Source organism: Vibrio sp. YT-16 (assembly GCF_033337405.1).
GTDB classification, from domain to species: Bacteria; Pseudomonadota; Gammaproteobacteria; order Enterobacterales; family Vibrionaceae; genus Vibrio; species Vibrio alginolyticus.
The window spans coordinates 621,561-647,404 of the sequence record NZ_JAWOQQ010000001.1 but is presented as its reverse complement, the minus strand read 5'-3'; the positions used below and the strand labels follow the sequence as shown (position 1 = coordinate 647,404).

At 44.8% G+C, this 25,844-nt stretch carries 24 protein-coding genes and 2 tRNA genes; 21 read left to right on the top strand and 5 right to left on the bottom strand.

The features are described 5' to 3' along the window. Positions 1-11: 11 nt before the first annotated feature. Complete coding sequence (gene yhbY, locus R7F07_RS02920; RefSeq protein ID WP_005380066.1) at positions 12-308, bottom strand: ribosome assembly RNA-binding protein YhbY; 297 nt, start codon at positions 306-308, stop codon at positions 12-14. Between the two features lie 138 nt (positions 309-446). Between yhbY and rlmE the strand changes: the two genes are divergently transcribed. The 17 genes from rlmE to R7F07_RS02835 all read left to right on the top strand — a co-directional run bounded on the left by rlmE (position 447) and on the right by R7F07_RS02835 (position 18,526). Continuing rightward, positions 447-1,076 (top strand): 23S rRNA (uridine(2552)-2'-O)-methyltransferase RlmE, encoded by a 630-nt coding sequence (gene rlmE, locus R7F07_RS02915; protein ID WP_104975562.1) that lies wholly within the window; start codon positions 447-449, stop codon positions 1,074-1,076. A 108-nt stretch (positions 1,077-1,184) separates the two neighbouring features. Beyond that, positions 1,185-3,158 carry an ATP-dependent zinc metalloprotease FtsH gene (ftsH, locus tag R7F07_RS02910; RefSeq protein WP_171343199.1) on the top strand — a complete coding sequence of 658 codons (1,974 nt, stop codon included), beginning with the start codon at positions 1,185-1,187 and terminating at the stop codon, positions 3,156-3,158. Between the two features lie 52 nt (positions 3,159-3,210). Beyond that, complete coding sequence (gene folP / locus R7F07_RS02905; protein ID WP_171343203.1) at positions 3,211-4,041, top strand: dihydropteroate synthase; 831 nt, start codon at positions 3,211-3,213, stop codon at positions 4,039-4,041. Positions 4,042-4,060: 19 nt separating this feature from the next. Beyond that, on the top strand, positions 4,061-5,401 hold the full coding sequence (gene glmM, locus R7F07_RS02900; RefSeq protein ID WP_005388992.1) for a phosphoglucosamine mutase: 1,341 nt from the start codon (positions 4,061-4,063) through the stop codon (positions 5,399-5,401). A 220-nt stretch (positions 5,402-5,621) separates the two neighbouring features. Beyond that, positions 5,622-5,960 (top strand): preprotein translocase subunit SecG, encoded by a 339-nt coding sequence (secG, locus tag R7F07_RS02895; protein WP_005380080.1) that lies wholly within the window; start codon positions 5,622-5,624, stop codon positions 5,958-5,960. A 16-nt stretch (positions 5,961-5,976) separates the two neighbouring features. Continuing rightward, positions 5,977-6,060, top strand: a tRNA-Leu gene (locus R7F07_RS02890). A gap of 56 nt (positions 6,061-6,116) precedes the next feature. Further along, a tRNA-Met gene (locus R7F07_RS02885) sits at positions 6,117-6,193 on the top strand. 225 nt (positions 6,194-6,418) lie between these two features. Continuing rightward, positions 6,419-6,874 (top strand): ribosome maturation factor RimP, encoded by a 456-nt coding sequence (gene rimP, locus R7F07_RS02880; RefSeq protein ID WP_005386424.1) that lies wholly within the window; start codon positions 6,419-6,421, stop codon positions 6,872-6,874. 36 nt (positions 6,875-6,910) lie between these two features. Then, positions 6,911-8,398, top strand: coding sequence for a transcription termination factor NusA (gene nusA / locus R7F07_RS02875; protein WP_005380084.1), 1,488 nt, complete (start codon positions 6,911-6,913; stop codon positions 8,396-8,398). 22 nt (positions 8,399-8,420) lie between these two features. Continuing rightward, positions 8,421-11,132 carry a translation initiation factor IF-2 gene (gene infB, locus R7F07_RS02870; RefSeq protein ID WP_005380086.1) on the top strand — a complete coding sequence of 904 codons (2,712 nt, stop codon included), beginning with the start codon at positions 8,421-8,423 and terminating at the stop codon, positions 11,130-11,132. Positions 11,133-11,246: 114 nt separating this feature from the next. Beyond that, positions 11,247-11,642, top strand: a complete 396-nt coding sequence (gene rbfA, locus R7F07_RS02865; RefSeq protein WP_005380087.1) for a 30S ribosome-binding factor RbfA — start codon at positions 11,247-11,249, stop codon at positions 11,640-11,642. Further along, the gene (gene truB, locus R7F07_RS02860) at positions 11,642-12,595 is read left to right on the top strand and encodes a tRNA pseudouridine(55) synthase TruB (RefSeq protein WP_017820421.1); all 954 of its coding nucleotides are present in this window, start codon (positions 11,642-11,644) and stop codon (positions 12,593-12,595) included. Before rbfA ends, truB begins: the two co-directional genes overlap by 1 nt. Before the next feature lie 141 nt (positions 12,596-12,736). Further along, positions 12,737-13,006 (top strand): 30S ribosomal protein S15, encoded by a 270-nt coding sequence (rpsO, locus tag R7F07_RS02855; protein WP_005380094.1) that lies wholly within the window; start codon positions 12,737-12,739, stop codon positions 13,004-13,006. Between the two features lie 292 nt (positions 13,007-13,298). Further along, the gene (gene pnp / locus R7F07_RS02850) at positions 13,299-15,434 is read left to right on the top strand and encodes a polyribonucleotide nucleotidyltransferase (RefSeq protein WP_005380098.1); all 2,136 of its coding nucleotides are present in this window, start codon (positions 13,299-13,301) and stop codon (positions 15,432-15,434) included. A 178-nt stretch (positions 15,435-15,612) separates the two neighbouring features. Next, the gene (nlpI, locus tag R7F07_RS02845) at positions 15,613-16,533 is read left to right on the top strand and encodes a lipoprotein NlpI (RefSeq protein WP_005380101.1); all 921 of its coding nucleotides are present in this window, start codon (positions 15,613-15,615) and stop codon (positions 16,531-16,533) included. A 99-nt stretch (positions 16,534-16,632) separates the two neighbouring features. Then, entirely contained in the window at positions 16,633-17,055 is a 423-nt protein-coding gene (locus R7F07_RS02840) for a MarR family winged helix-turn-helix transcriptional regulator (protein ID WP_005380103.1), read from the top strand. Between the two features lie 124 nt (positions 17,056-17,179). Then, the gene (locus tag R7F07_RS02835; RefSeq protein WP_318110435.1) at positions 17,180-18,526 is read left to right on the top strand and encodes an MATE family efflux transporter; all 1,347 of its coding nucleotides are present in this window, start codon (positions 17,180-17,182) and stop codon (positions 18,524-18,526) included. A 51-nt stretch (positions 18,527-18,577) separates the two neighbouring features. On the opposite strand, the gene R7F07_RS02830 is transcribed toward R7F07_RS02835, so the two are convergent. The 3 genes from R7F07_RS02830 to R7F07_RS02820 form a co-directional block, all read right to left on the bottom strand. Beyond that, a complete protein-coding gene (locus R7F07_RS02830; RefSeq protein WP_171343204.1) occupies positions 18,578-19,456 on the bottom strand; it encodes a U32 family peptidase in 879 nt (292 codons plus the stop codon). 20 nt (positions 19,457-19,476) lie between these two features. After that, positions 19,477-20,490 carry a ubiquinone anaerobic biosynthesis protein UbiU gene (locus R7F07_RS02825; protein ID WP_005386427.1) on the bottom strand — a complete coding sequence of 338 codons (1,014 nt, stop codon included), beginning with the start codon at positions 20,488-20,490 and terminating at the stop codon, positions 19,477-19,479. A 133-nt stretch (positions 20,491-20,623) separates the two neighbouring features. Continuing rightward, positions 20,624-22,663: an EAL domain-containing protein gene (locus tag R7F07_RS02820; RefSeq protein WP_171343200.1), complete on the bottom strand. Its 2,040-nt coding sequence runs from the start codon at positions 22,661-22,663 to the stop codon at positions 20,624-20,626. Between the two features lie 363 nt (positions 22,664-23,026). Here R7F07_RS02820 and R7F07_RS02815 point away from each other — a divergent pair, with 363 nt between their 5' ends. Together R7F07_RS02815 and R7F07_RS02810 are read left to right on the top strand one after the other, a co-directional pair. After that, positions 23,027-23,554: a ubiquinone anaerobic biosynthesis accessory factor UbiT gene (locus tag R7F07_RS02815; protein WP_005394645.1), complete on the top strand. Its 528-nt coding sequence runs from the start codon at positions 23,027-23,029 to the stop codon at positions 23,552-23,554. Continuing rightward, the gene (locus tag R7F07_RS02810; RefSeq protein ID WP_005380119.1) at positions 23,538-24,041 is read left to right on the top strand and encodes a GNAT family N-acetyltransferase; all 504 of its coding nucleotides are present in this window, start codon (positions 23,538-23,540) and stop codon (positions 24,039-24,041) included. Before R7F07_RS02815 ends, R7F07_RS02810 begins: the two co-directional genes overlap by 17 nt. 62 nt (positions 24,042-24,103) lie before the next feature. Here the strand turns inward: R7F07_RS02810 and R7F07_RS02805 are convergent, their stop codons facing one another. Continuing rightward, the gene (locus tag R7F07_RS02805) at positions 24,104-24,550 is read right to left on the bottom strand and encodes a hypothetical protein (protein WP_064368743.1); all 447 of its coding nucleotides are present in this window, start codon (positions 24,548-24,550) and stop codon (positions 24,104-24,106) included. 159 nt (positions 24,551-24,709) lie between these two features. Between R7F07_RS02805 and R7F07_RS02800 the strand changes: the two genes are divergently transcribed. Both R7F07_RS02800 and rimI read left to right on the top strand, forming a co-directional pair. After that, positions 24,710-25,108, top strand: a complete 399-nt coding sequence (locus R7F07_RS02800) for a DNA polymerase III subunit psi (protein ID WP_005386429.1) — start codon at positions 24,710-24,712, stop codon at positions 25,106-25,108. 12 nt (positions 25,109-25,120) lie between these two features. Then, positions 25,121-25,576, top strand: a complete 456-nt coding sequence (gene rimI, locus R7F07_RS02795; protein ID WP_005386430.1) for a ribosomal protein S18-alanine N-acetyltransferase — start codon at positions 25,121-25,123, stop codon at positions 25,574-25,576. Positions 25,577-25,844 lie beyond the last annotated feature (268 nt).

Sequence of the window (25,844 nt, the reverse complement as noted above, 5' to 3'; positions counted from 1 at the left end):
CGTAAGTAGAGTTACTTACGAGGGATTTCGATTTTACGCTCTTCAGACTGGCGGTATAGCACAAGCACTTTACCAATAGTCTGAACTTTTTCAGCGCCCGTCTCACGTACGATAGCGTCGATGATTAGCTGTTTTGTTTCACGATCTTCCGAAGCAACTTTTACTTTGATAAGTTCGTGATGGTTAAGAGCGATTTCAATTTCTGCTAGCACGGCTTCTGTAAGTCCATTTGCGCCCATTAGCACAACAGGTTTTAAACTGTGAGCTAGGCCTTTAAGGTGCTGCTTTTGTTTGGTGCTTAGGTTCATTACGCGGCCAATTTTCTTTAAAATAAGGGTTGAAAAAAGCTATTTTAACGCCATCTATTGCTGAAGACTATAATTTATTGAGTAATAGGTAGCGCCTATTAAAACAATAGCTCCAATTTGTGCCTTGTTGGGATTAAAATGAGTAAACAAAAACATTCGGCTAGTTCTGGTCGTTGGTTGAAAGAACACTTTGATGATAAATACGCGAATGAAGCCCGAAAAAAAGGCTACCGCTCACGTGCTTATTTCAAGATCGATGAGATTCAAACGAAAGATAAATTGTTAAAGCCTGGAATGACAGTCGTCGACTTGGGGGCCGCGCCGGGCGGATGGTCTCAATATGCTGCTAAGATAGTAGGGGACAGTGGGCAGATCATTGCGTGTGACTTGCTTCCTATGGACCCGATTGCTGGCGTTAGCTTTTTACAAGGCGACTTTCGTGATGATGCGGTATTGGACGCTTTGCTAGAAAGGATCCAACCTTCCATGGTAGACGTAGTAATGTCTGATATGGCGCCTAACATCGCGGGAAACAATTCTGTTGATCAACCTCGCGCTATGTATTTAGTTGAATTAGCTTTAGATATGTGTCGACAAGTTCTAGCGCCTAATGGTAGCTTTGTCGTAAAGGTTTTCCAAGGGGAAGGCTTCGATCAGTATGTGAAAGAAGTCCGAGACATGTTTAAAGCCGTAAAAATTAGAAAACCAGACTCATCGCGAGCTCGCTCTCGAGAGGTCTTCGTCGTAGCCACTGGTTACAAAGGTTAACCATTTTGCTCTCTTGAGAGCGTGTTAACACTATAGCTACAGTTAATGAACTGTAGTACCCTACCTTTAATTACAATTAGTTATCGAGAGGCTTACACCTTGAGTGACATGGCAAAAAATTTAATTCTGTGGCTTGTTATCGCCGTCGTATTGATGTCGGTATTTCAGAGCTTTGGCCCTGGAGAAAGCAATGGCAGAACCGTGGATTACACCACGTTTGTACAGGAAGTTGGCCAAGGCCAGATTCAAGAAGCAACTTTTAAAGACGGTGAAATTAGCTTTGTTCGTCGTGGCGGCGGTGCCAAAATGGTCACTTACATGCCAGTGTATGACCAAAAGCTTCTAGATGACCTAATTAACCAAAACGTGAAAGTACAAGGCACGCCTCCAGAAGAGCAAAGCTTGCTTGGTACTATCTTCATCTCTTGGTTCCCAATGATCTTACTAATTGGTGTATGGATTTTCTTCATGCGTCAAATGCAAGGCGGCGGTGGTAAAGGCGCCATGTCTTTTGGTAAGAGCAAAGCTCGAATGATGAGCGAAGAACAAATCAAGACAACTTTTGCTGACGTTGCTGGTTGTGACGAAGCAAAAGAAGACGTGAAAGAACTGGTGGACTACCTACGCGATCCAAGCCGCTTCCAAAAACTAGGCGGTAAGATTCCAACGGGTGTTCTAATGGTTGGTCCTCCTGGTACGGGTAAAACGCTTCTAGCGAAAGCCATTGCCGGTGAGGCGAAAGTACCATTCTTTACTATCTCTGGTTCTGATTTCGTAGAAATGTTCGTTGGTGTTGGTGCATCTCGTGTGCGTGACATGTTTGAACAAGCAAAGAAAGCTGCACCTTGTATCATCTTTATCGATGAGATCGATGCGGTAGGCCGTCAACGTGGCGCAGGTGTTGGTGGTGGTCATGATGAACGTGAACAAACACTAAACCAAATGCTCGTTGAGATGGATGGTTTCGAAGGTAACGAAGGTATTATCGTTATCGCTGCGACTAACCGTCCGGACGTGCTAGACCCTGCGCTACTGCGTCCTGGTCGTTTTGACCGTCAAGTGGTAGTTGGTCTTCCAGATGTACGTGGCCGTGAACAGATCCTAAAAGTTCACATGCGTAAGGTCCCTCTAGCGGGTGATGTAGAGCCTTCTCTCATCGCACGTGGTACTCCAGGCTTCTCTGGTGCTGACCTAGCAAACTTAGTTAACGAAGCAGCCCTGTTTGCTGCGCGCGGTAACAAGCGCAACGTTTCTATGGTTGAGTTTGAACTGGCGAAAGACAAAATCATGATGGGTGCTGAGCGCCGTTCAATGGTGATGTCTGAGGAAGTGAAAGAGTCAACAGCATACCACGAAGCGGGTCACGCGATTGTTGGTCGCTTGGTTCCTGAACACGATCCAGTGTACAAAGTGTCTATCATTCCACGTGGTCGTGCGTTGGGTGTAACAATGTACCTTCCAGAGCAGGACCGCGTGAGTATGTCTCGCCAACACCTAGAATCAATGATTTCTAGCTTGTACGGTGGTCGTTTAGCAGAAGAACTTATCTACGGTGCTGACAAAGTATCAACCGGTGCTTCTAATGATATCGAGCGCGCAACAGATATTGCTCGTAAGATGGTTACTCAATGGGGTTTCTCTGAAAAGCTTGGCCCTCTGCTGTATGCAGAAGATGAAGGCGAAGTGTTCTTAGGGCGTAGTGTAACTCAGACTAAACATGTGTCTGACGATACAGCGAAGTTGATTGATGACGAAGTTCGTCAGATCATTGACCGCAACTACGATCGTGCGAAGAAGATTCTTCAAGAGAACATGGATATCATGCATGCGATGAAAGATGCGCTGATGAAGTATGAAACCATTGATGCTCGCCAGATTGATGACTTAATGGAGCGCAAAGCTGAAATTCGTGAGCCTGCGGGTTGGAGTGATAACTCAGCAAGCAAACCAGAAGACAGCGACAAGCCTCAAGCAAAGCAAGAAGTTAAAGAAGAAGCAACGGATACTGCGAAAGATGCAGAACAGCCTAGCTCTTCTGATATAACTTCTAACGAAGCGCCTGAAAAGAAAGACTCTGAATAAAGAGTATCGATAATATTAAACCCCGAGTTATCTCGGGGTTTTTGTGTTTATGATGATGATTACAGCAAATAACAAATCTTTGGACCTTTCGCGTCCACATGTCATGGCCATTCTAAATGTGACACCGGATTCCTTTTCGGATGGCGGTAAATACAACTCAATTGAACTTGCTCTTGCTCAAGTTGATAAAATGATAAAGGCTGGTGTAAGTATTGTTGATGTTGGTGGTGAATCGACAAGACCTGGTGCACCGGATGTGTCTTTGGAAGAAGAGCTTAGGCGTGTTGTCCCAGTAATCAAAGCCATTCGTGAAAAATATGATGTATGGATTTCCGTTGACACCAGTAAAGCAGAAGTGATGCGTCAAGCAATTGATGCTGGGGCTGATTTGATCAATGACATCCGCTCGCTGCAAGAGCCAGGTGCTCTGGAATTCGCAGCAGAAGCAAACCTTCCAATTTGTCTGATGCATATGAAAGGTCAGCCTAGGACCATGCAAGTTGACCCTCATTATGATGATTTAATGGGGGACGTGTCGGCTTTTCTAGAAGAACGTATCGCGGCGTGTGAAGCAGCAGGGATTGATAAATCTCAACTGATTCTCGATCCTGGGTTTGGCTTTGGCAAAACAATCGAACACAATTATCATATGCTTGCTCATCTTGAAAAGTTTCATGAATTCGGCCTACCTATTTTGGCTGGCATGTCTCGTAAATCCATGATCTTCAAACTGTTAGACAAGCCAGCGGCAGAGTGTACGAACGCAAGTGTTGTTTGTGCTACGATTGCCGCGATGAAAGGCGCGCAGATCATTCGCGTGCATGACTTTGAAGAGACAATCGAAGCAATGAAAGTTGTTGAGATGACGAAAAACAATATTTAAAAATAATAAAGGAAAGTTTATGTCGAATGAAAGACGTTACTTTGGTACTGACGGTGTGCGCGGTAAAGTAGGACAATACCCAATCACTCCAGACTTCGTACTTAAGCTTGGCTGGGCTGCTGGTCGTGTACTAGCGAAACAAGGCACAAAGAAAGTTATCATAGGTAAAGATACACGTATTTCAGGTTATATGCTTGAATCTGCACTAGAGGCTGGCCTTGCAGCTGCGGGACTTAAAGCAACATTTACTGGTCCCATGCCAACTCCAGCTGTGGCATATTTAACTCAGACTTTCCGTGCCGAGGCTGGTATTGTGATTTCTGCATCACATAACCCATATTACGACAACGGCATTAAATTCTTTTCTTCTGAGGGTACTAAGCTACCTGACGATATTGAATTGGCGATTGAAGCAGAGTTAGATAAAGAAATTGAATGTGTGGAGTCTGCTGAGCTTGGTAAAGCAACCCGCCTAAATGATGCAGCTGGTCGTTACATCGAATTCTGTAAGAGTACTTTCCCATCTGAGTTGAGCCTTGCGAACTTTAAGATCGTAGTAGACTGTGCGCACGGTGCAACGTACCACATCGCTCCAAATGTTTTCAAAGAACTTGGGGCAGAAGTTATCGCTATGGGCGTAGAGCCTAACGGCATCAACATTAATGAAAAAGTGGGCGCAACAGACGTACGAGCTCTTCAACAGCGTGTTGTTGAAGAGCAAGCGCATCTTGGTCTCGCATTTGATGGTGATGGTGACCGCATCATTATGGTCGACCACCTAGGTAACAAAGTTGATGGTGACCAAATTGCTTATATCATCGCTCGTGATGCACTTCGTCGTGGTGAGCTAAAGGGTGGTGTTGTTGGTACACTAATGACTAACTTGGGTATGGAAAATGGTTTAAAGCAGCTAGGCATTCCGTTTGTACGTGCTGCTGTTGGTGACCGTTATGTCATGGAGCAACTGCTAGAAAAAGGTTGGAAAATTGGTGCTGAAAACTCAGGCCATGTGATCTTATTAGATAAAGTCACAACCGGCGATGCGATTGTTGCTGCACTTCAAGTACTTGCTTCTGTAATTGGCAGCGATATGTCTTTATATGAACTATCGCAAGGAATGACATTATATCCTCAGGTTTTAGAAAATGTCCGTTTCTCAGGAGAAAGTAACCCTCTTGAAGCTACAGCTGTATTAAACGCTGTCGCTGAAGTAGAGGCGACACTTGGTGATAAAGGGCGTGTACTGCTGCGTAAGTCTGGCACTGAGCCTTTGATCCGCGTTATGGTGGAAGGCGAAGATGGTGAACTAGTTCAACACTCAGCATTGAAAATCGCTGAGGCTGTTAAAGCAAGTTGTTAATCATTGCGTTAAAGCATGTCTTGAATGAAAAGGGCATCTTTTGCCCTTTTTTTGAGCGCTTAACGCATTGGCATTGATTTTTTACTAATTTTCCCTTGTCAGCGTTACTGGCTTTCGCTAGTATTGCTCCGCCTCCCGTTAGGAGGTCGCTAGCCTTGTTCATTATGATTTATTCTTTTGAACGGCGCTGGCTCAACAATTTGGAACATAGGTGGAAAAAATGTTTTCAGTTCTACTTGTGATTTACCTGTTGGCAGCGCTTGGTGTGATTGGCCTTGTGTTGATTCAACAAGGTAAAGGCGCAGATATGGGAGCCTCGTTCGGTGCTGGTGCTTCAAACACAGTGTTTGGTGCTGGCGGCTCAGGTAATTTCTTAACCCGAACAACTGCTATTTTAGCAACCGTATTCTTTATCGTTAGCTTGTTACTTGGTCGTATGTCTACGCACCAGACTGAATCACAATGGGTAGACCCAACGTTAGGTCAACCAGTTGTTGAACAAGTTAAGGATGCAGCGAGTGAAGTTCCTGCCCCTGCGGGTGATGAAATTCCTCAATAAGCTGTAAGGTTTTGATGCCGAGATGGTGAAATTGGTAGACACGCTAGCATGAGGTGCTAGTGCCTTAGGTGTGAGGGTTCGAGTCCCTCTCTCGGCACCATGTATTTACAAACTTGTAAATCACTTGTTTGCGAGTATAATGCTCAGCAAGTCGGACGCGGGGTGGAGCAGCTTGGTAGCTCGTCGGGCTCATAACCCGAAGGTCGTCGGTTCAAATCCGGCCCCCGCAACCAATCTCTTTCCTTAAAAGGAAATCGTAGATTGGCAAGTTTGCGTAGTGCTAACCACACTACGAGTTAAGAAAAGCAATTGTTGGCTATTCTTAACGTATCAGGGTCCAGCAGCATAAAACCCCGACTATCGGGGTTTTTTGTTATCTGAGCTTTTTGAAATAGCTCAGATACTGCTTGGTTTTTTGATTGGGCTCTGAGCCCTTTTTTTGTTTCTGGAGTGGTTAAATGACTGGTTTAGAAAGACAACTTACTGAAATGCTTGACGCGCCAGTAGCGGCATCAGGTTATGAGTTAGTTGGATTAGAATTCATTCGTGCAGGCGCGCACTCAACGTTACGTATCTACATTGACCATGAAAATGGTATTAACGTAGACGACTGTGCAGAAGTTAGCCACCAAGTTAGTGCAGTTTTAGACGTTGAAGATCCAATTTCTGTTGCTTACAGCCTAGAAGTGTCTTCTCCAGGTTTAGAAAGACCACTTTTTAAAGCAGCACATTACGAGCAATTTATTGGTCACGAGGTCAGCATCGTATTGAAAATGGCTGTAGCAAACCGTCGTAAGTGGAAAGGTATTATCCACGGTGTTGATGGCGAAACAGTGACAATTACTGTAGACGGTCAGCAAGAAGAGTTTGCTCTAAGTAACATTTCCAAAGCTAACCTGATCCCTAAATTTTAGTTCCCTAAAAAAGTTTAAGCTTAGAGGCTAAATACAATGAGTAAAGAAATTTTAGCGGTAGCAGAAGCGGTATCGAACGAAAAAGCGGTACCTCGTGAGCGTATCTTTGAGGCTCTTGAGATTGCTCTAGCAACTTCTACAAAGAAAAAATACGAAATCGAAATCGACGTACGTGTTGCCATTGACCGTAAAACCGGTGAGTTCGTAACTTACCGCCGTTGGTTAGTTGTTGATGACGTTGAGAACCCTACAAAAGAGATCTCACTAGAAGCAGCGCAATACGAAGATGACTCAATCGAGCTTGGCGACTACGTAGAAGACGAAATCGAATCAGTAACGTTTGACCGTATTACGACTCAAACTGCTAAGCAAGTTATCGTACAAAAAGTTCGTGAAGCTGAGCGCGCACAAATCGTTGAACAGTTCATCGACAATGAAGGTGATCTAATCACTGGTGTCGTGAAAAAAGTAAACCGTGACACAATCGTGCTTGATCTTGGTAATAACGCTGAAGCGGTAATCCTGCGTGATGACCAACTTCCTCGTGAAAACTTCCGTCCAGGCGACCGCGTACGTGGCCTTCTTTACAAAGTCGCGCCTGAAGCACGTGGTTTCCAATTGTTCATCACTCGTTCTAAGCCAGAAATGTTGGCAGAACTGTTCCGTGTTGAAGTGCCTGAAATCGCAGAAGATATTATCGAGTTGAAAGGCGCGGCACGTGATCCTGGTTCTCGCGCTAAGATCGCTGTCAAAACAAATGACAAACGTATCGACCCTGTAGGTGCGTGTGTTGGTATGCGTGGTGCACGTGTACAAGCTGTTTCTGGCGAACTTGGTGGTGAGCGTATCGATATTGTGCTTTGGGATGATAACCCAGCTCAATTCGTTATCAACGCAATGGCGCCAGCTGATGTTGCTTCTATCATCGTTGATGAGGATGCACACTCAATGGACATCGCAGTTGAAGCTGACAACCTAGCGCAAGCTATCGGTCGTAACGGTCAAAACGTGCGTCTAGCATCTCAACTAACAGGTTGGGAACTGAATGTTATGACAGTTGCTGATCTTCAGAAGAAACACGCTGAAGAATCACAAGCATCTATTGAAAACTTCATGAAGTACCTAGATATTGAAGAAGACTTCGCTCAACTTCTTGTTGAAGAAGGTTTCTCAACGCTAGAAGAAATCGCATACGTGCCAGTTAACGAGCTACTAGAAATCGATGGTTTGAATGAAGAACTAATCGAAGAGCTTCGTGGACGTGCAAAAGATGCACTAACGACGATCGCACTAGCACAAGAAGAGTCTTTTGAAGGTCTAGAACCAGCTGAGGACCTACTTGCACTTGAAGGTCTTGAGCGTGAGATGGCATTTAAATTGGCAGCGAAAGGTGTAGCGACACTGGAAGATCTTGCTGACCAAGGTATTGACGATTTAGAAGGTATCGAAGGCCTGACCGAAGAACGTGCAGGTGAGCTAATTATGGCCGCACGTAACATCTGTTGGTTCGGCGAAGAAGCATAATTTTCGGCAAGGAGGAAGCGGCATGACACAATTAACAGTTAAAGCACTGAGTGATGAGATTGGTACGCCAGTCGACCGCTTGATTGAACAACTTGCTGACGCTGGCATTAAAAAGGCGAGCTCTGACAATGTTACTGATGAAGAGAAGCAGAAGCTTCTCTCTCATTTAAAGAAAGAACACGGTGATAAATCAGGTGATTCAGAGCCGACTCGCCTTACGCTTCAGCGTAAAACTCGTAGTACACTTAGTGTGAACGCGGGTGGTGGTAAGAGTAAGAATGTTCAGGTTGAGGTGCGCAAAAAACGTACATACGTGAAGCGCAGCACAATTGAAGATGAAGCGAAACGTGAAGCTGAAGAAGCAGCACAACGTGAAGCAGAAGAAGCAGCAAAACGTGCAGCAGAAGAAGCTGCAAAACGTGAAGCTGAAGAAGCTGCGAAACGTGAAGCTGAAGAAGCTGCAAAACGTGAAGCGGAAGAAAAAGCGAAACGTGAAGCTGAAGAGAAAGCGAAGCGAGACGTAGATACGAATGCACAACGTAATGCTGAAGAAAAAGCAAAGCGTGATGCTGAAGAGAAAATTAAGCAAGAAGCAGCGCGAAAAGAGGCCGACGAGCTTAAACGTCGTCAGGAAGAAGAAGCTAAGCGTAAGGCTGAAGAGGAAAGTCAGCGCAAGCTTGAAGAAGCTCGCGAATTGGCTGAAAAGAATAAAGAGCGTTGGTCTGCTGCAGAAGAGAAAAAGGGTGATATGGAAGATACAGATTACCATGTAACGACTTCACAATACGCACGTGAAGCCGAAGATGAAGCAGATCGCAAAGTAGAAGGCGGTCGTCGTAAGAAGAAAAAAGCAGCTTCGGGTAAAGACGACCAAGCTCGCGGTGGCCGTAACAACCAACGTGGCGGTAGAGGTCGTAAGGGCAAACTTGCTAAGCCGACTTCAATGCAGCACGGGTTTGATAAGTCAGCAACGGTTGCTAAGCAAGACGTTGTAATTGGCGAAACGATCGTTCTATCAGAACTTGCTAACAAGATGTCGGTTAAAGCGACAGAAGTTATCAAAGTAATGATGAAGATGGGCGCTATGGCGACTATCAACCAAGTGATCGACCAAGAAACAGCACAACTTGTTGCTGAAGAAATGGGCCATAAAGTAGTTCTTCGTAAAGAGAACGAACTGGAAGAAGCGGTACTATCTGACCGTGACACTAACGCGGAAGCAGTTCCACGTGCTCCAGTTGTTACTATCATGGGTCACGTTGACCACGGTAAAACGTCAACACTTGACTACATCCGTCGCACACACGTTGCTTCTGGCGAAGCGGGTGGTATTACTCAGCACATTGGTGCGTACCACGTTGAAACAGACAACGGCATGATCACGTTCCTTGATACTCCTGGACACGCAGCGTTTACTGCAATGCGTGCTCGTGGTGCTCAAGCGACAGATATCGTTGTTCTTGTAGTTGCAGCAGACGATGGTGTAATGCCACAAACAGTAGAAGCGATTCAGCACGCGAAAGCGGCAGGCGTTCCTCTAATTGTTGCTGTGAACAAGATCGATAAAGAAGACGCGAACCCAGATAACGTTAAGAACGAGCTTGCTCAATACGACGTTATTCCTGAAGAGTGGGGCGGTGAGAACATGTTCGTTCACATCTCTGCTAAACAGGGTACAAACATCGATGGTCTTCTAGAAGCTATCCTTCTTCAGTCTGAAGTTCTTGAACTTACAGCTGTAGCTGAAGGCATGGCATCTGGTGTTGTTGTTGAATCTCGCCTAGATAAAGGTCGTGGTCCAGTTGCAACAGTACTTGTTCAATCAGGTACACTAAACAAAGGCGACATCGTTCTTTGTGGTCAAGAATACGGCCGTGTTCGTGCAATGCGTGATGAGCTAGGTAAAGAAATTACTTCGGCTGGCCCATCTATCCCTGTAGAGATCCTAGGTCTTTCAGGTGTACCATCTTCAGGTGATGAAGCAACAGTAGTTCGTGACGAGCGTAAAGCGCGTGAAGTAGCTAACTACCGTGCTGGTAAGTTCCGTGAAGTGAAACTTGCTCGTCAGCAGAAATCTAAACTAGAGAACATGTTCTCTAACATGACTGCTGGTGAAGTTGCTGAACTTAACGTTGTACTTAAAGCAGACGTTCAAGGTTCTGTAGAAGCAATCGCAGACTCACTAGTTAAGCTATCTACTGACGAAGTTAAAGTGAACATCGTTGGTTCTGGTGTTGGTGGTATTACGGAAACTGACGTAGTACTAGCGGAAGCTTCAAACGCAATCATCCTTGGCTTTAACGTTCGTGCAGATGCTTCTGCTCGTCGTGCTGTTGAAGCCGCAGCTGTTGACTTACGTTACTACTCAATCATTTACCAATTGATTGACGAAGTGAAACAAGCAATGGGCGGTATGCTTGCTCCAGAATTCAAGCAAGAGATCATTGGTCTTGCTGAAGTTCGTGACGTGTTTAAGTCACCGAAACTGGGCGCTATCGCTGGTTGTATGGTTACAGAAGGTGTGATTAAGCGTAACAACCCAATCCGTGTACTACGTGATAACGTTGTTATTTACGAAGGTGAACTAGAGTCACTGCGTCGTTTCAAAGATGACGTTCAAGAAGTTAAGAATGGCTACGAATGTGGTATCGGCGTTAAGAACTACAATGATGTTCGCGTTGGTGACCAAATCGAAGTCTTCGAAATCGTTGAAATTAAACGTACTCTAGACTAATTGACTAAAATTACTAATATTGTCTTTGAAAGATAAGTAGTAATTGGTTGTTGAATACACCATGGGGGGCTGGCTTTGACCAACCCCCCATTCTTTCTATATAAGAGTAAAGATATGTCAAAAGAATTTAGCCGCACGCAGCGCGTTGCACAGCAGCTGCAAAAAGAACTAGCGATGATCCTTCAACGTGAAGTTCGTGACTCTCGCCTTGGCATGGTGACGATCTCAGACGTAGAAGTCTCTCGTGACCTAGCTTACGCAAAAGTATTTGTGACCTTCCTATGTGTGGGTGAGCAAACACCTGAATCATGTCTAGCAGCGCTACGTGAGCACGAAGTGCACATTCGCATGATGTTAGGTAAGCGTATTCGTCTACGTTTAACGCCAGAAATCCGCTTCCACTATGACAATACGCTTGTTGAAGGTATGCGTATGTCTAACCTAGTGTCTGAAGTCGTTAGTTCAGACAAACAAAAGCAAAAAGATTCTGGTCGTGAGGACGAAGAATAATGGCTCGTCGTCGTAAAGGTCGTCCAATTAATGGCGTTATACTGTTGGACAAACCAACAGGTATCTCTTCCAATGATGCACTGCAAAAAGTAAAGCGAATCTACTTTGCCGAGAAAGCAGGCCACACTGGAGCCTTGGACCCATTAGCGACAGGCATGCTGCCAATTTGCTTGGGTGAAGCGACAAAATTTTCTCAGTTTCTTCTTGATTCTGATAAACGCTACCGTGTGATCGCAAAGCTGGGTGAACGTACCAATACGTCTGACTCGGATGGTGAAGTTGTAGAGACGCGTCCAGTCGATGTTACGTTAGACAAGCTAGAAGCGTGCATCGATCAGTTCCGTGGTGAGTCTGATCAAGTGCCTTCCATGTTCTCTGCGTTGAAGTATCAAGGTAAACCCTTGTATGAATACGCTCGTAAAGGCATCGAAGTTCCGCGTGAATCTCGTAAGATCACGGTATATGAGATTGTTCTTCACCGTTTTGAAGGCGATGAAGTAGAGATGGAAGTGCACTGCTCTAAAGGTACCTATATTCGTACTATCGTTGATGATCTGGGCGAAATGTTAGGTTGTGGTGCGCACGTAACTATGCTTCGTCGTACTGGTGTTGCTAAATACCCTTACGAGAATATGGTAACACTTGAGCAACTAAATGAGTTGCTAGAGCAAGCTCACCGCGAGGAACGAGCGCCTCGAGAACTACTGGACCCACTGCTTTTGCCAATGGATACAGCGGTAGAAGACTTACCAGAAGTCAACTTGGTGCCTGAACTGGCGGATATGGTCCAACATGGGCAGCCCGTTCAAGTATTTGGTGCTCCGACTGAGGGCTCACTTCGCCTTACTATGGGTGAAGAACGCTTGTTTATTGGCGTTGGCGAAATGAACGAAGATGGCAAAATCGCCCCTAAGCGATTGGTCGTGTTCCGAGATGACGTTGCATCCAAGTAAATGATTGAAAATACCGACCTGAGTGTCGGTATTTTTATATTGCACGAGATAGGAAATTTCCCTATAATCCGCGCTTCGCGTAGCGGCTGAATCAGAGATTGGCTGCTACAACTTTAAACCTACTCTTATTAGGAGAGAATTATGTCTCTGAATGCAGAAACTAAAGCAGCAATCGTTGCAGAATACGCACAAGGCGAAGGCGACACTGGTTCACCAGAAGTTCAAGTAGCTCTACTTACAGCTTCTATCAACCACCTACAAGGTCACTTCAAAGCGCACAAAGGCGATCACCACAGCCGTCGTGGTCTTCTACGCATGGTTTCTCGTCGTCGTAAGCTTCTAGATTACCTAAAAGGTAAAAACCTAGCTCGCTACCAAGACCTAATCAAACGTCTAGGCCTACGTCGCTAATCAGCGACTGCATAGCAGTTTGTCTAAAAAGGGGCTTTATGCCCCTTTTTTGTTGCCTAAATTTAGCCAAATTAGACTTATGCCGTTATAATACTGGCGGCTAAACCTTGTAAGAGGTTTTCTCAAAAGCTCATAGCATTACAGTCAACCACGTCGACCAAAAGGTCGCGACTATTCAAAAGGAATTTCCGAGTTTCTTTTTACTAGTCGCGATTCGTAATGCCTTGAGTGTCAATTAACACATCTAAGATTTCTTTAAGCACTAAAGGAAGATTAGAAACAAGGAATAACAATGTTCGAAAAACCAGTTGTTAAAACGTTCCAGTACGGTAACCACACAGTTACTTTAGAAACTGGCGTTATTGCACGTCAAGCTACAGCAGCAGTTATGGTCACAATGGATGATACGTCTGTATTCGTATCTGTTGTAGGTAAAAAAGAAGCCGTTGCAGGTCAAGACTTCTTCCCACTAACGGTTAACTACCAAGAGCGTACTTACGCTGCGGGTAAAATCCCAGGCGGCTTCTTCAAACGTGAAGGTCGTCCTTCTGAAGGCGAAACGCTAACAGCTCGTCTAATCGACCGTCCAATCCGTCCGCTATTCCCAGACGCGTTTAAAAACGAAGTTCAGGTTATCGCGACAGTAATGTCTGTAAACCCAGATGTTCAGCCAGATATCGTTACAATGATCGGTACTTCTGCTGCTCTTGCTATCTCTGGCATTCCATTCAACGGCCCTATCGGTGCGGCGCGTGTTGGTCATATCGATGGTCAGCTTGTACTTAACCCTAGCCAAACTGAACTAGAAACTTCTAAGCTTGACCTTGTTGTTGCAGGTACAGAGTCAGCAGTACTGATGGTTGAGTCAGAAGCGGACAACCTAACTGAAGAAGAAATGCTAGCGGCGGTTGTTTATGGTCATGACCAACAACAAGTTGCTATTCAAGCTATCAACGAATTCAAAGCAGAAGTTGCAACTCCTGCTTGGGATTGGGTTGCTCCTGAAGAGAACACAGCGCTTAAAAATAAGATTGCTGATCTAGCAGAAGCTAAACTTGTTGAAGCTTACCAAATTACTGAGAAAATGGCTCGTTACGACCGCATCCATGAGATCGCTGCGGAAGTAAATGAAGTTCTTCTTGCTGAAGATCCTGAAGCAGACACAAAAGAAATCCACACTATCTTCCATGATCTAGAGAAGACAGTAGTACGTAGCCGTATTATTGCAGGTAACCCTCGTATCGATGGCCGTGAAAAAGACATGGTTCGTGCACTAGATGTACGTACTGGTGTTCTTCCTCGTACTCACGGTAGCGCGCTATTCACTCGTGGTGAAACTCAGGCGATCGTTACTGCAACGCTAGGTACTCAGCGTGATGCTCAAATCATCGATGAGCTAACTGGTGAGCGTAAAGATCACTTCCTACTGCACTACAACTTCCCTCCATACTGTGTAGGTGAAACTGGTTTTGTAGGTTCTCCTAAGCGTCGTGAAATCGGCCACGGTAAACTGGCGAAGCGTGGTATTGCTGCAGTAATGCCTTCTGTTGATGAGTTCCCATACACAGTACGTGTTGTATCGGAAATCACTGAATCTAACGGTTCATCTTCAATGGCTTCAGTATGTGGTACTTCTCTTGCACTTATGGACGCAGGTGTGCCAATCAAAGCATCTGTTGCTGGTATCGCAATGGGTCTTGTTAAAGAAGGTGACGATTTCGTTGTACTTTCTGACATCCTTGGCGATGAAGACCACCTAGGTGACATGGACTTTAAAGTAGCAGGTACTAACACTGGTATCACTGCACTTCAAATGGACATCAAGATCGAAGGCATCACTAAAGAAATCATGCAAATTGCGCTTAACCAAGCTCAAGGCGCACGTAAGCACATCCTATCTGTAATGGATGAAGCAATCTCTGGTGCTCGTGAAGACATCTCTGAATTTGCTCCGCGTATTCACACGATGAAGATCAGCGCTGAGAAGATCAAAGACGTTATCGGTAAAGGTGGTGCAGTTATCCGTGCTCTAACTGAAGAGACTGGTACAACTATCGAAATCGAAGACGACGGTACTATCAAGATTGCGGCAACTGAAGGCACTGCTGCGAAAGAAGCTATCCGCCGTATCGAAGAGATCACTGCTGAAGTTGAAGTGGGCCGTATCTACACAGGTAAAGTTGCACGTCTAGCAGACTTCGGTGCATTCGTAACGGTTCTTCCAGGCAAAGATGGTCTTGTACACATTTCTCAAATCGCAGAAAAACGCGTAGAGAAAGTGTCTGACTACCTAGCTGAAGGTCAAGAAGTTCAAGTTAAAGTTCTTGAAATCGACCGCCAAGGCCGTGTACGTCTAAGCATGAAAGAAGCGGTAGAAAAGCCAGCTGAAGAAGCTGCTGCTGAAGCACCAGCTGCTAAAGACGAGTAAGACAAAATGAGACTTTCAGCCTTTTATTAGATTAAGGGCCTGAAAGCATGTTATAAAAGGGGAGCATTTTCGCTCCCCTTTTTTGGTTTGTTTCGATGTATTAACCTCAAACGAGGTTATCGCCTATATTGCATTAAGAGAAATAAATCTTGAGCGGTCCAAACAGGAGTATCAATTAGTGAAATGGTTTCAAACCGCAATTTTATGTGTTGCTATCGCGCTGACCGGTTGTGCAAATACTTCTCAACAATCAGCACAAAAGTGGTTATATCCACCGATGGCGGTGCCACTTCAGCCTAGTGTTCAACAAGAAGTACAAATCGCGCGTCTCTCGCAGTTGCTACAACGTCCCGACCTTAGTGATGAAGTGCGCGCTAAAATGCATTATGAGCGCGGTAGCTACTACGACAGCGTTGGTTTACGTGATCTTGCCCGTTTGGACTTTAACCAGTCTTTGCAGTTGAATCCTGCTCAGCCGGACATCTTCAATCTTTTGGGAGTATACTTTACCCAAGTAGGAGAGTTTGATGCGGCATATGAAGCGTTTGACTCGACCATAGAGTTGGCTCCTGATAATACCTATGCTGAGCGCAACCGTGCGATTGCACTGTATTATGGTGGCAGAATCGATCTCGCTTTAGAAGATATGACCAAGCATTATCAAGAAATGCCAACGGATCCTTTTCGTTCATTATGGCTGTACATCATCGAAGCTGAGCAAAATCCAGAGCAAGCAAAAGCCAATCTTCAACAGCGTTATTTACGAGATCGTAGTGAAGAGTGGGGATGGGTTCTTGTTGCCATCATGCTACGAGACGTCTCGGACGAAGACGCGCTTAAAGCAATTATGGATGGAACGAGAGAGAACTATCGCCTAGCTGAACGATTGACGGAAACGTATTTCTACCTTGGAAAGCGTAATCAGCTTGAAGGTGATATCGCAAGTGCCATCTCACTTTATAAGCTCGCGATTTCGTTCAACGTTTACGATTATGTTGAGCATCGCTATTCTTTCTTGGAGTTGGCGCAAATTTACGATCAATTACAGCAAGACAGATTGGCCAAGTTAAAGGCTGCCAAGAAGCTGGAAATTGAATGATTTAGAGCCGCTCGATGAGAGCGGTTTTTTTTATGATTGAACTTGATGAGTGACTCATTTAAAATAGTTAGTCTTGCTAACTAAGTGGTGGTGGCTTTTATGGCATTAGAAGAAAGCTTGATTGATTTAGAGCGTTTTTGCGCCAAAGCTTGGCGTGTCTATGCCAAAGAAGATCCATTATCACATCTAAGCTTTAATGAGTTCGATTATTTACGTGTGATTCAGGTTTACCCTGAGGGTGTGCGAATAACCGATCTTGCAGAAGAGCTGCAAGTGACTAAGCCTTCCGCATCGACAATGGTTGTGCGTTTGGAAAAAAAGGGTTTGGTGAAACGCATCGCATGTAATGAGGATGCTCGTGCTAAGCGTGTGTTGCTTACGGAAGAAGTCGCAGAAAAAATGTCTTTGGAGCAGGTAGTGTACAAAGATATCTCTGACCAAATGATGCAACAATTAAATCAGCAAGAAGCTGAACAGTTACAAGCTTTATTGAATAAAGCATTGAGTAATAAGTCATTTTAAACTAAAGCAAAGGCCTCAGCTGTATGGTTTAGTTTTTGTTGTTTCATCTTTCTTTTATTTAATTTAACTATTTAGTTAGTCTTGCTAATTAAATGGTTAGCTTTGCTAACTACTGGTGACAGTCATGCAAAACTCAATTTATAGACAGTTTTGGAAATATACGATTCCAACCGTCGCAGCAATGCTCGTAAACGGTTTGTATCAAATAGTTGATGGCATTTTTATTGGCCGTTATGTTGGCGCTGACGGATTAGCTGGGATCAATGTTGCGTGGCCTATTATCGGTTCGATCCTCGGTATAGGAATGATGATTGGGGTGGGGACTGGCGCGCTGACTTCGATCAAGCAAGGAGAGAACGATCATGAAGGCGCTAAGCGAATCCTAACGACCGGATTGACGTTGTTAGCGGCATTGATGCCGATCGTTGCTACAATATTGTTCTTGTTTTCGGATGAATTTATTCGCTGGCAAGGTGCGGAAGGGCGAGTGTTTGAACTTGCGCTGCAATATTTGCATATTCTGATTGTCGCGTGCGTATTCACGTTGGGTTCTATCGCAGTTCCGTTTTTATTACGCAATGACGACAGCCCGAACTTAGCAACGATTTTGATGGTCATCGGTGCCGTTATTAACATTGTATTAGACTACGTATTTATTGCTTGGTTGGAGTGGAAGTTAACCGGAGCCGCTATTGCCACTGCACTTGCACAATTAGTGGTCACTGTGCTCGGTATTGGTTACTTCTTTACTTCAAAAGCAACATTACGCCTTCGTATCCGCGACTTCAAAGTTCAGGTTGATGCTGCACCAAAGATTATCATGATAGGTACATCAAGTTTCTTTATGTACGCCTACGGCTCTGTGATGGTGGCACTGCACAACGCGTTATTTGCTCAATACGGAAGTGCAATGTTGATCGGAGCGTACGCCATTTTGGGGTACATCGTGACGGTTTACTATCTGATAGCCGAAGGAATTGCGAATGGTATGCAGCCTTTAGTGAGCTTCAACCACGGTGCACGTAATCAGGAGAACATCAGAAAGTTATTAAAGGTCGCGATGGGGACATCTGTGCTTGGTGGGGTGGCGTTCGTTGTTTTGATGAACCTTTTCCCGTACGAACTGGTTGCGGTGTTTAATAATGCTGACCAACAGTTGATTGATAGCACCGTGATCGGGATTCGTTTACACATGTTTGCGTTGTTCTTAGATGGTTTTTTAGTTGTGGCGGCCGCGTACTATCAATCAGTAAACAAAGGCAGCAAAGCTATGTTTGTAACACTAGGCAACATGCTGGTCCAGTTGCCATTCTTATTCATTATGCCGAAACTTTTCGGCGTGACAGGTATTTGGTTAGCTTTCCCATTGTCTAACATTGCATTGAGTTTGGTCGTGATCAGTATGTTGTGGCGAGATGTGAAAAAGCTGCTTAATGAGAGTTCTGTCGAACCAAGGGTGCAAGCCTGCTAACAAAAGCTAACAGATAAAAGCGAGGCTAGGCCTCGCTTTTATCTTTAAGGATTAAATGGTTTTTACTTCTAAGCCCGCTAGTTGATGCCAATAGCCATTGCATTGGCGGCTTTCGAGCTTTTCAGGATTATCGCCGTATTCGTTTGAGCGAAAACGCTCTAACTCTGAAAAAATGTCCATACCAAGAGGGCTTAACCGGACCACATCAACCAGCCCTTTCATAGTAGGTAAGTCATTGATGAGGTTGTAGCAATACCCTGACTGTGTTTGAATGCCGTTAAGGTTAAAGACTTCTTGCCCTTCTTGGCTGCTGACCTGGATACCCGTAGGGTATTTGATACAGCAGGTTTCGCAATCGTCTTTCGCTCGGTTTTCAGCTCGGGCTGTGAAACAGCGAGCGGAATACGCTAAAGGCAAATAACCGTGGCTAAATACCTCAACTTCAAACTTGTTACGAATACCAAGCTCGTCACACTGAACTAAAGTATCGTTTAACCATTCGCGAGAGAGCTCGACAGGCATGCACCAACGCATCATACCTTGCTTCAAAAATAAGTTGAGCGTGTGTGCGTTATAAGTATTGATTGCAGGGCCAACGACGAAAGGCACTTTATGCTCTGATGCCAATTGAACAGCAGATACGTCATTTGCTTCAATCGCGAAGTCACCGTTGTCGATGTACTTCTTCATTATGTTTACTTCACTCGGAGCTTCTAGTAGTGCCATTGTTGATAGCACCACTTGCTTGCCAGATGCAGACAGCTCTTTTGCGATTTCAAGCCAATGCGAAGGCTTCATTTCTCGACGTTTTGAACATACGGTTTCCCCAAGATAGATGATGTCCGCGGAGCTTGATTTCGCTTGTTCATAAAACGCTTCGATGTCTTGTTTTGGCCAGAAGTACAACAGCGGGCCAAGCGCGTATTTCATTGAATTATCCATCTTAACCTCTACTGCCATTTGCGGTGATAAGCACCAAGTGTGGTCTGCGTACCTTCAGACACGTTTGCCAATGCGGCATCCCAAGCCGCTTCGACTTGGTAAGCTTCTGGGTTTGCTTGGTAACGGTCAATCGCGGCTCGCCATGTTCGAGTGACTTGTTCTACGTAAGCAGGGCTACGTTGGCGACCTTCAATTTTTACAGACGCCACATTTGCAGCAAATAGTTCTGGTAGCATAGAGAGGGTGTTCAAACTGGTTGGTTCTTCCAGTGCGTGGTAGCGTTTTTTCTCGCCTTCGATTTCAGCTTCGAAACGACCTTTACACAAGGTAGGGTAGCCCGCATTTTCACCGGCGCTGTAGCGATCGATCAAAATGTCGTTAAGGCGGGATTCCAGACCATTTTCTGTTTCTTGCCAGCGAACGTACTTAGCTGGAGAGCATGCTCCCACAGTGTTTGGAGACTCGCCTGTCATATATGACGATAGGTAGCAGCGACCTTCAGACATGATGCAAAGGCTACCAAAAGCAAAGACTTCTAACTCGACATCGCTAGTGATGTTGCGTGAAAGCTGTTTGACCTGATGAATCGATAAAACGCGAGGTAATACTACCCGTTTTACGTTGAAGTTTTGTTTGTAAAAATCAATGGCTGCGACGTTGGTCGCTGATGCTTGCACTGAAAGGTGTAGTTCCAGATCGGGATATTTGCGAGCCGCGTACTCCAGCACTGCAATGTCTGCAACAATCAGCGCGTCTACACCCAGTGCCGCTGCATTGTCTACTGCGTTCGTCCAGCGCTCGAAGCCATTGGGATGAGCGAAGGTATTCAACGCGACATGAATTTTTTTATTGCGGTCATGAACGTATTGCACCGCTTTTTCTAATTTCTTGCCGTTAAAGTTGAGGCCAGCAAAGTGACGGGCGTTGGTATCATCTTTGAAACCAATGTAGACGGCATCGGCACCGCAATCAATCGCAGTTTTTAACGCAGGCAGGTTACCCGCGGGACACAAGAGTTCCATATGCTCACAATCATTGAGAATAAAAAGGTGTCCGCATTTTATGAAGAATTATGAATAGCGAAATTGACCTAAGTTAGGTTTAGCTCAATAAAGTCGATATTTACCCCTTGCGAGTAAGGGTATCGGGTCGGGGTTAGTTCTTGTGACGACGATTCTGTACAAACAGCTCTTCAATTTCATGTTTTGGCTGCGGGCGATAAAAATGGAATCCTTGAATCGCATTACATTGAAGGTTAGAGAGCAAAGTAGCTTGCTGGTGGGTTTCCACCCCCTCGGCAACGACAGTTAAGTCGAGCGACTTACCCAGATTAATGATGTTTTCAATCACAGTGACTTGTTTCGGTAGTGTGTCGATATCATTAATAAAAGCGCGGTCGATTTTTAGCTCGTCAATAGGGAAACGCGCTAAGTAGGAAAGAGAAGAGTAGCCGGTACCAAAGTCATCGATAGAGAGAGCGAAGCCAAGCTTTTTAATCGCATTCAACATCTGCAGTGTATGTTCGCTATCACTCATCACGGCACTTTCGGTTAGCTCGAAGGTAATGCAGCTTGGATCAAGCTCGGTAGTGCGAAGCAGCTTTTCCATAAAGTCGATCAGCTGTGGGTTGCCAAATTGCTCGGGAGAGAGGTTGATGGCGACACGGCCTGGCAGTATGCCTTGTTGCTTCCAACGTTTTACCGTATTGAAAACATCACGCATCACGACACGTCCAAGGTGTTCGATTAACCCAGCGCGCTCGGCGACAGGAATGAATGAGCCGGGACTAATGTACCCTTCGACTGGATGCTTCCAACGAACGAGTGCTTCTGCGCCGTTGATACTGAAGTCTCGCGCGTTAACCTTAGGTTGATACCACACTTCCAAACCGTTCTGCTGCAATGCTTTTTGCAGTTCGATTTCAAGCCACAAACGCATACGCGCTTCTTTGTTCATTTGATCGTTAAATTTGATCAGACGATTTCTACCACGATCTTTGGCTTCATACATCGCAGTATCGGCATTTTGTAGTAGGATTCGTGCATCTTGTCCGTCTTCAGGGTATCGAACGCTACCAATTGAACAGGCAAGGCGTTTGCTGAAGTGGTGCAAGTCGAAAGGTTGGTTGATCAACGAGATAATGCGATCGGACAAAATTTCAGCCATGCGGGTATTTTCTGGCTCCGGCAGAATGACGCCAAACTCATCGCCACCCAAATGACCAATAATCGCTTGGTTTGGTAGCAACCGTTTAAGACGGGCCGATACCTCTTGAATCACTTTATCGCCAATATGGTGACCAAGTGAGTCATTAATGTTTTTGAAGTTATCGATATCCAAATAGAACACCAGAAGCGGTGTTTGCTTTTTGATCAGCTGTTCCAAACGTTTGGTGAAGCCAAAGCGGTTGTAGAGTTTGGTGAGCGAGTCAATGTGTATGTCTTCATTCGATGCAGAAGACAGGTTTTTGGGCGCATCATCAGCATCTTGGATTAGGATAATTTGAGATTCGCTACCTAATATCGCCGTGGAATCCGCGTGTAGCTGAACTTTCCGTTCAAAGCCGCATCTTGCACTGGTTAAGCAGACAAAAGGTTTGTCAGAAATTAATGTACTCAATCGATGACTAAATACCTTTTTACTGTTTTCATCGATGAATAAACGACTTAGCTCTTCGCCCAACAATTCATGAGGAGAGTTAAGTCCGAGAAGGCGCGCTGATGCGGGGTTCGCAGAGATGACAATATCATCTTCGATAAGCAGTAAGCCGTCTGGTAGCAGTTGTGTTAACTTCGCAAACTTACTTTCGGCCTCTTCTAAGGAGCGAACGAGGATCTGCTTTTCTGAAGTATCGACAGCGTGAAACACAACAAAGCGAATGTCGTTACCTTCAAAAACTGGCGAAAGACTAAAGTGAAGACTGGTTTCAAGGTCGGTTTCATCGAGCGTGATTTCGGCTTCGACATGTGCCCCTTTGAACGCGCGCTGATAGTATGGTGCAAGCTTCTTATAAAACTGTTCACCCAGCACTTGGCAATCGTTTAAGCCGACGATTTCCTCATGACTTAAACCTGCGATATCGCAGTAACGGTCACTTACCATTCGATAATTGTGTTTTTTATCAAGAATGGCAAAGAAGAAAGGGCTATTTGAGGTTAGCGTGGCAAACCAATGTTTTAATTGCTGGGAAGGCATTAGGGTATTACCGATCTCCAATGAGCCAGATTATTCGTCCGTGTATAAAAAGCGACACCCTGATAAGCCTGCGGCGGTCTACCACCAAGCTAAAGTGTTACTTGCCATTAAAGGGCTCGCGGTTTTAGCTGTGCAGTCGACAATCACATGGATACGCTCAGATAACTATAACTTTGAAAATACGGTTGTAAAAGTGTTTATCCACCTGTTCGCATCAATAATACACGTAAGTTCAAAAAAAGAAGCGTTAGTGAGCAATAAACCACCAATCTAAAATAAGCACTTTATTGATACATAACAGTAATCTCATCGCCACGATTGCTTAATATAAGCAACCTAATGACAAAGTAACGGATAATGAACGTGTTAAACAAGATTCGCAGTCAACTAGTAAAGAACGCAGCTAATATTTTGCGTTCTCCAGTCCAGTTATTACCACAGCCAATTCAGCAAAAAGCGTTGCTGGAAGGGCTAAAAATGGTGTTTAAAGAAGCCTTGGAAGATGGTGACTTTGAGTTCCTTGAAGACAAGTGGTTAAAAGTTGCGATTAAAGACTTGAACTTAGCATGGTACATCAGCTATCAAGACGAAAAATTGGTGGTAGCTGAAAAACCAGTTCAGGAAGATGTGAGTTTTAGTGGTAATCTAAACGACCTAGTACTGATTGCTGGTCGTAAAGAAGACCCTGACACACTGTTCTTCCAACGTCGCCTTTCAATTGAAGGTGATACTGAGCTTGGCTTAGAAGTGAAAAACTTAATGGACAGTGTCGACTTAGAGCAGTTACCGAAAGCAATGCAAGTCGCTTTGAATCAATTGGCTGATTTTGTTCAGAAAGGAGTTCAAGCGCCTGCACAACCAACCGGAGTAGCGAATGCTTATTCGAACTGAAGCCCCTGCGGACATTCTTACCATTGACCGCTTATTGAAACACGCCTTCCCAACGGAAGCTGAAGCTGAGCTTGTGATGCGTTTGCGCGAAAACAGCAAATTCACACTTTCCTTAGTCGCGTGTACAGATGAGGGAGAGGTGATAGGCCATGCTTTATTTAGCCCTGTGACCTTAAATGGTGAAGATTTGTCATGGCAAGGGCTAGCGCCATTAGCTGTTCATGAAGATTACCGTCGCCAAGGCATCGCTGCAGAGTTGATCAAAGAAGGTTTTGATTCACTGCGTGATTTTGGCTACCCAGTGTGTGTGGTGTTGGGCGATCCTGATTATTACGCGCGCCAGGGTTTTCAATCATGCGACGAGATGGGCTTTGAATGTGCTTGGGATGTCCCTAAAGGTGCATTTCGAGTCGCAGAGTTGGTCGAAGGTCAATGTGCTGGACGCTCCGGACGCATAGACTATGCGCCAGAGTTCTCTGAACTGTAAATGAAAGAAGCCCACGACTAAGTGGGCTTCTTTCTTATTCACTGAAAACTGAGATAGGGAGGTTAGGATGACTGGTTACTTTTCTTTTTGCCCCAGACCTCTATTTTCGCTTTTTTACTTACCCCTAGCAGGCTAAGTTTTGTGCTTCCCCAGCTACTGTAAGTCATTTCAATCCGTTTTAGCTTGGCTTCTTTTGTACCTGGAAGGCTCCAGGCACGAGTCGACAATCCGCTTGTTAGTACGCCCATAGAGGAAAGCTTTTTCTCACTACCATCTGTCATGACGACTTTTAAACCATTAATGTCTACCGTTCCTTGCACACATTTTAATTTTATTTTACTGAAGCTTCGGTTTCGGAATAAGCTATTTGGTGTCACGGTATCTGTTTCTGTATGAAAGTTAACGGCTTTCGTTGCAATCAGCTCCCACTCGTCGCTGTTATTAGCAAAAACACTCATGCTGGTGGCGGCTACCAGTGTGCAAAGCAGTAGCGTATTTAAGAATTTCATAATGTACCTCATATGTCATACCCAATGTGTGGCCGTTGGCAAAACGCTATGTTCAGGAATATCCAAATCATCTCATTGTGTTCAGGTGTTCCTTGAAGTCCTTTAGGTATAATCGCGATAATTTGATAGGATTGCCCTCGTTCAAATAGGTGACGGAAAATGTCAATTAACGAGAAACAGTATTTACGTGAAATGGGGATCAGCACATGGGAGCTGGTACACCCTGAAAGACTGGAAGGCTATCAATCGCCATTATTGGATTTGCAAAGTTCATGTAAACTCCTATTGGTATCGCCAATATGTCCAGAAAACGAGACGGCATTGATGTTTGAGCGCGTATTAAAAAGCATTAAGCTCACGCTTGATGATGCGCTACACCTAGAGCCTGAGCGCTTATCCATGCTGGGTGAACATCAGCTAGAGTGGGTGTGGTTTGCAGGCTGTGAGGCTGATCAAAGCATCAAGGCAAAGCACCTGACCTCGCCACTATTACAAGATATTGATGGTAATAACGAACAGCGCCGCGCATTGTGGCAACAAATCTGTTCGTACTCTTAACGGAGCTAATGCGTGACAATTGAAATTACGCCGATGCGTGCAGAGCACCTCGACCAAGTTTGGCAAATCGAGCAGCAAGCACATTCTCACCCTTGGGCCGAATCTTTGGTTCGTGACTTATCCAGTCGCGGTGCTTGCCACCATGTGATGCTGGAAGGCTCTCAAGTGGTTGGTTACTTCTATGGACAGAATATTGTTGGAGAAGTGACACTATTAAATATTGCAGTAGCGCCTTCTCAACAGGGCAGAGGGCTAGGGCAAAAATTGCTGGACGCGTTTATTGAACACTGTGAACAAGCCAAAGCAGAGAGTGCTTGGTTAGAAGTGCGTGAAAGTAATCACCCAGCTATCCATATTTATGAGCAAGCAGGTTTTAATGAAGTGGACCGTCGTTACAACTATTACCCAGCTAAATCGGGAAATGGTAAGGAAGACGCCATTATCATGAGTTACTTATTTTTGAGTTAGTTTTAGGCCGTTACTAATTACCTCATCAACACTTATGCTTTAAATGCGTATCCGGATTCGAGGCTTTTGAATATGTAATAATAATTTTTTGAATTTTTACATCTCTTTGTGTGGAGCTGGCTTTCCCTTGTTAGTTGCAGGTAAAGGCTGGTGAGCCGAGTAAATTCAGTTCATATCTTTCCAGTTTGCTAGCACAGCGATAATAAGCGAGAATACCGCACAATATCGAATAGTAGATATGCTTGCCTATTTTGTGAGCATGAAAGTA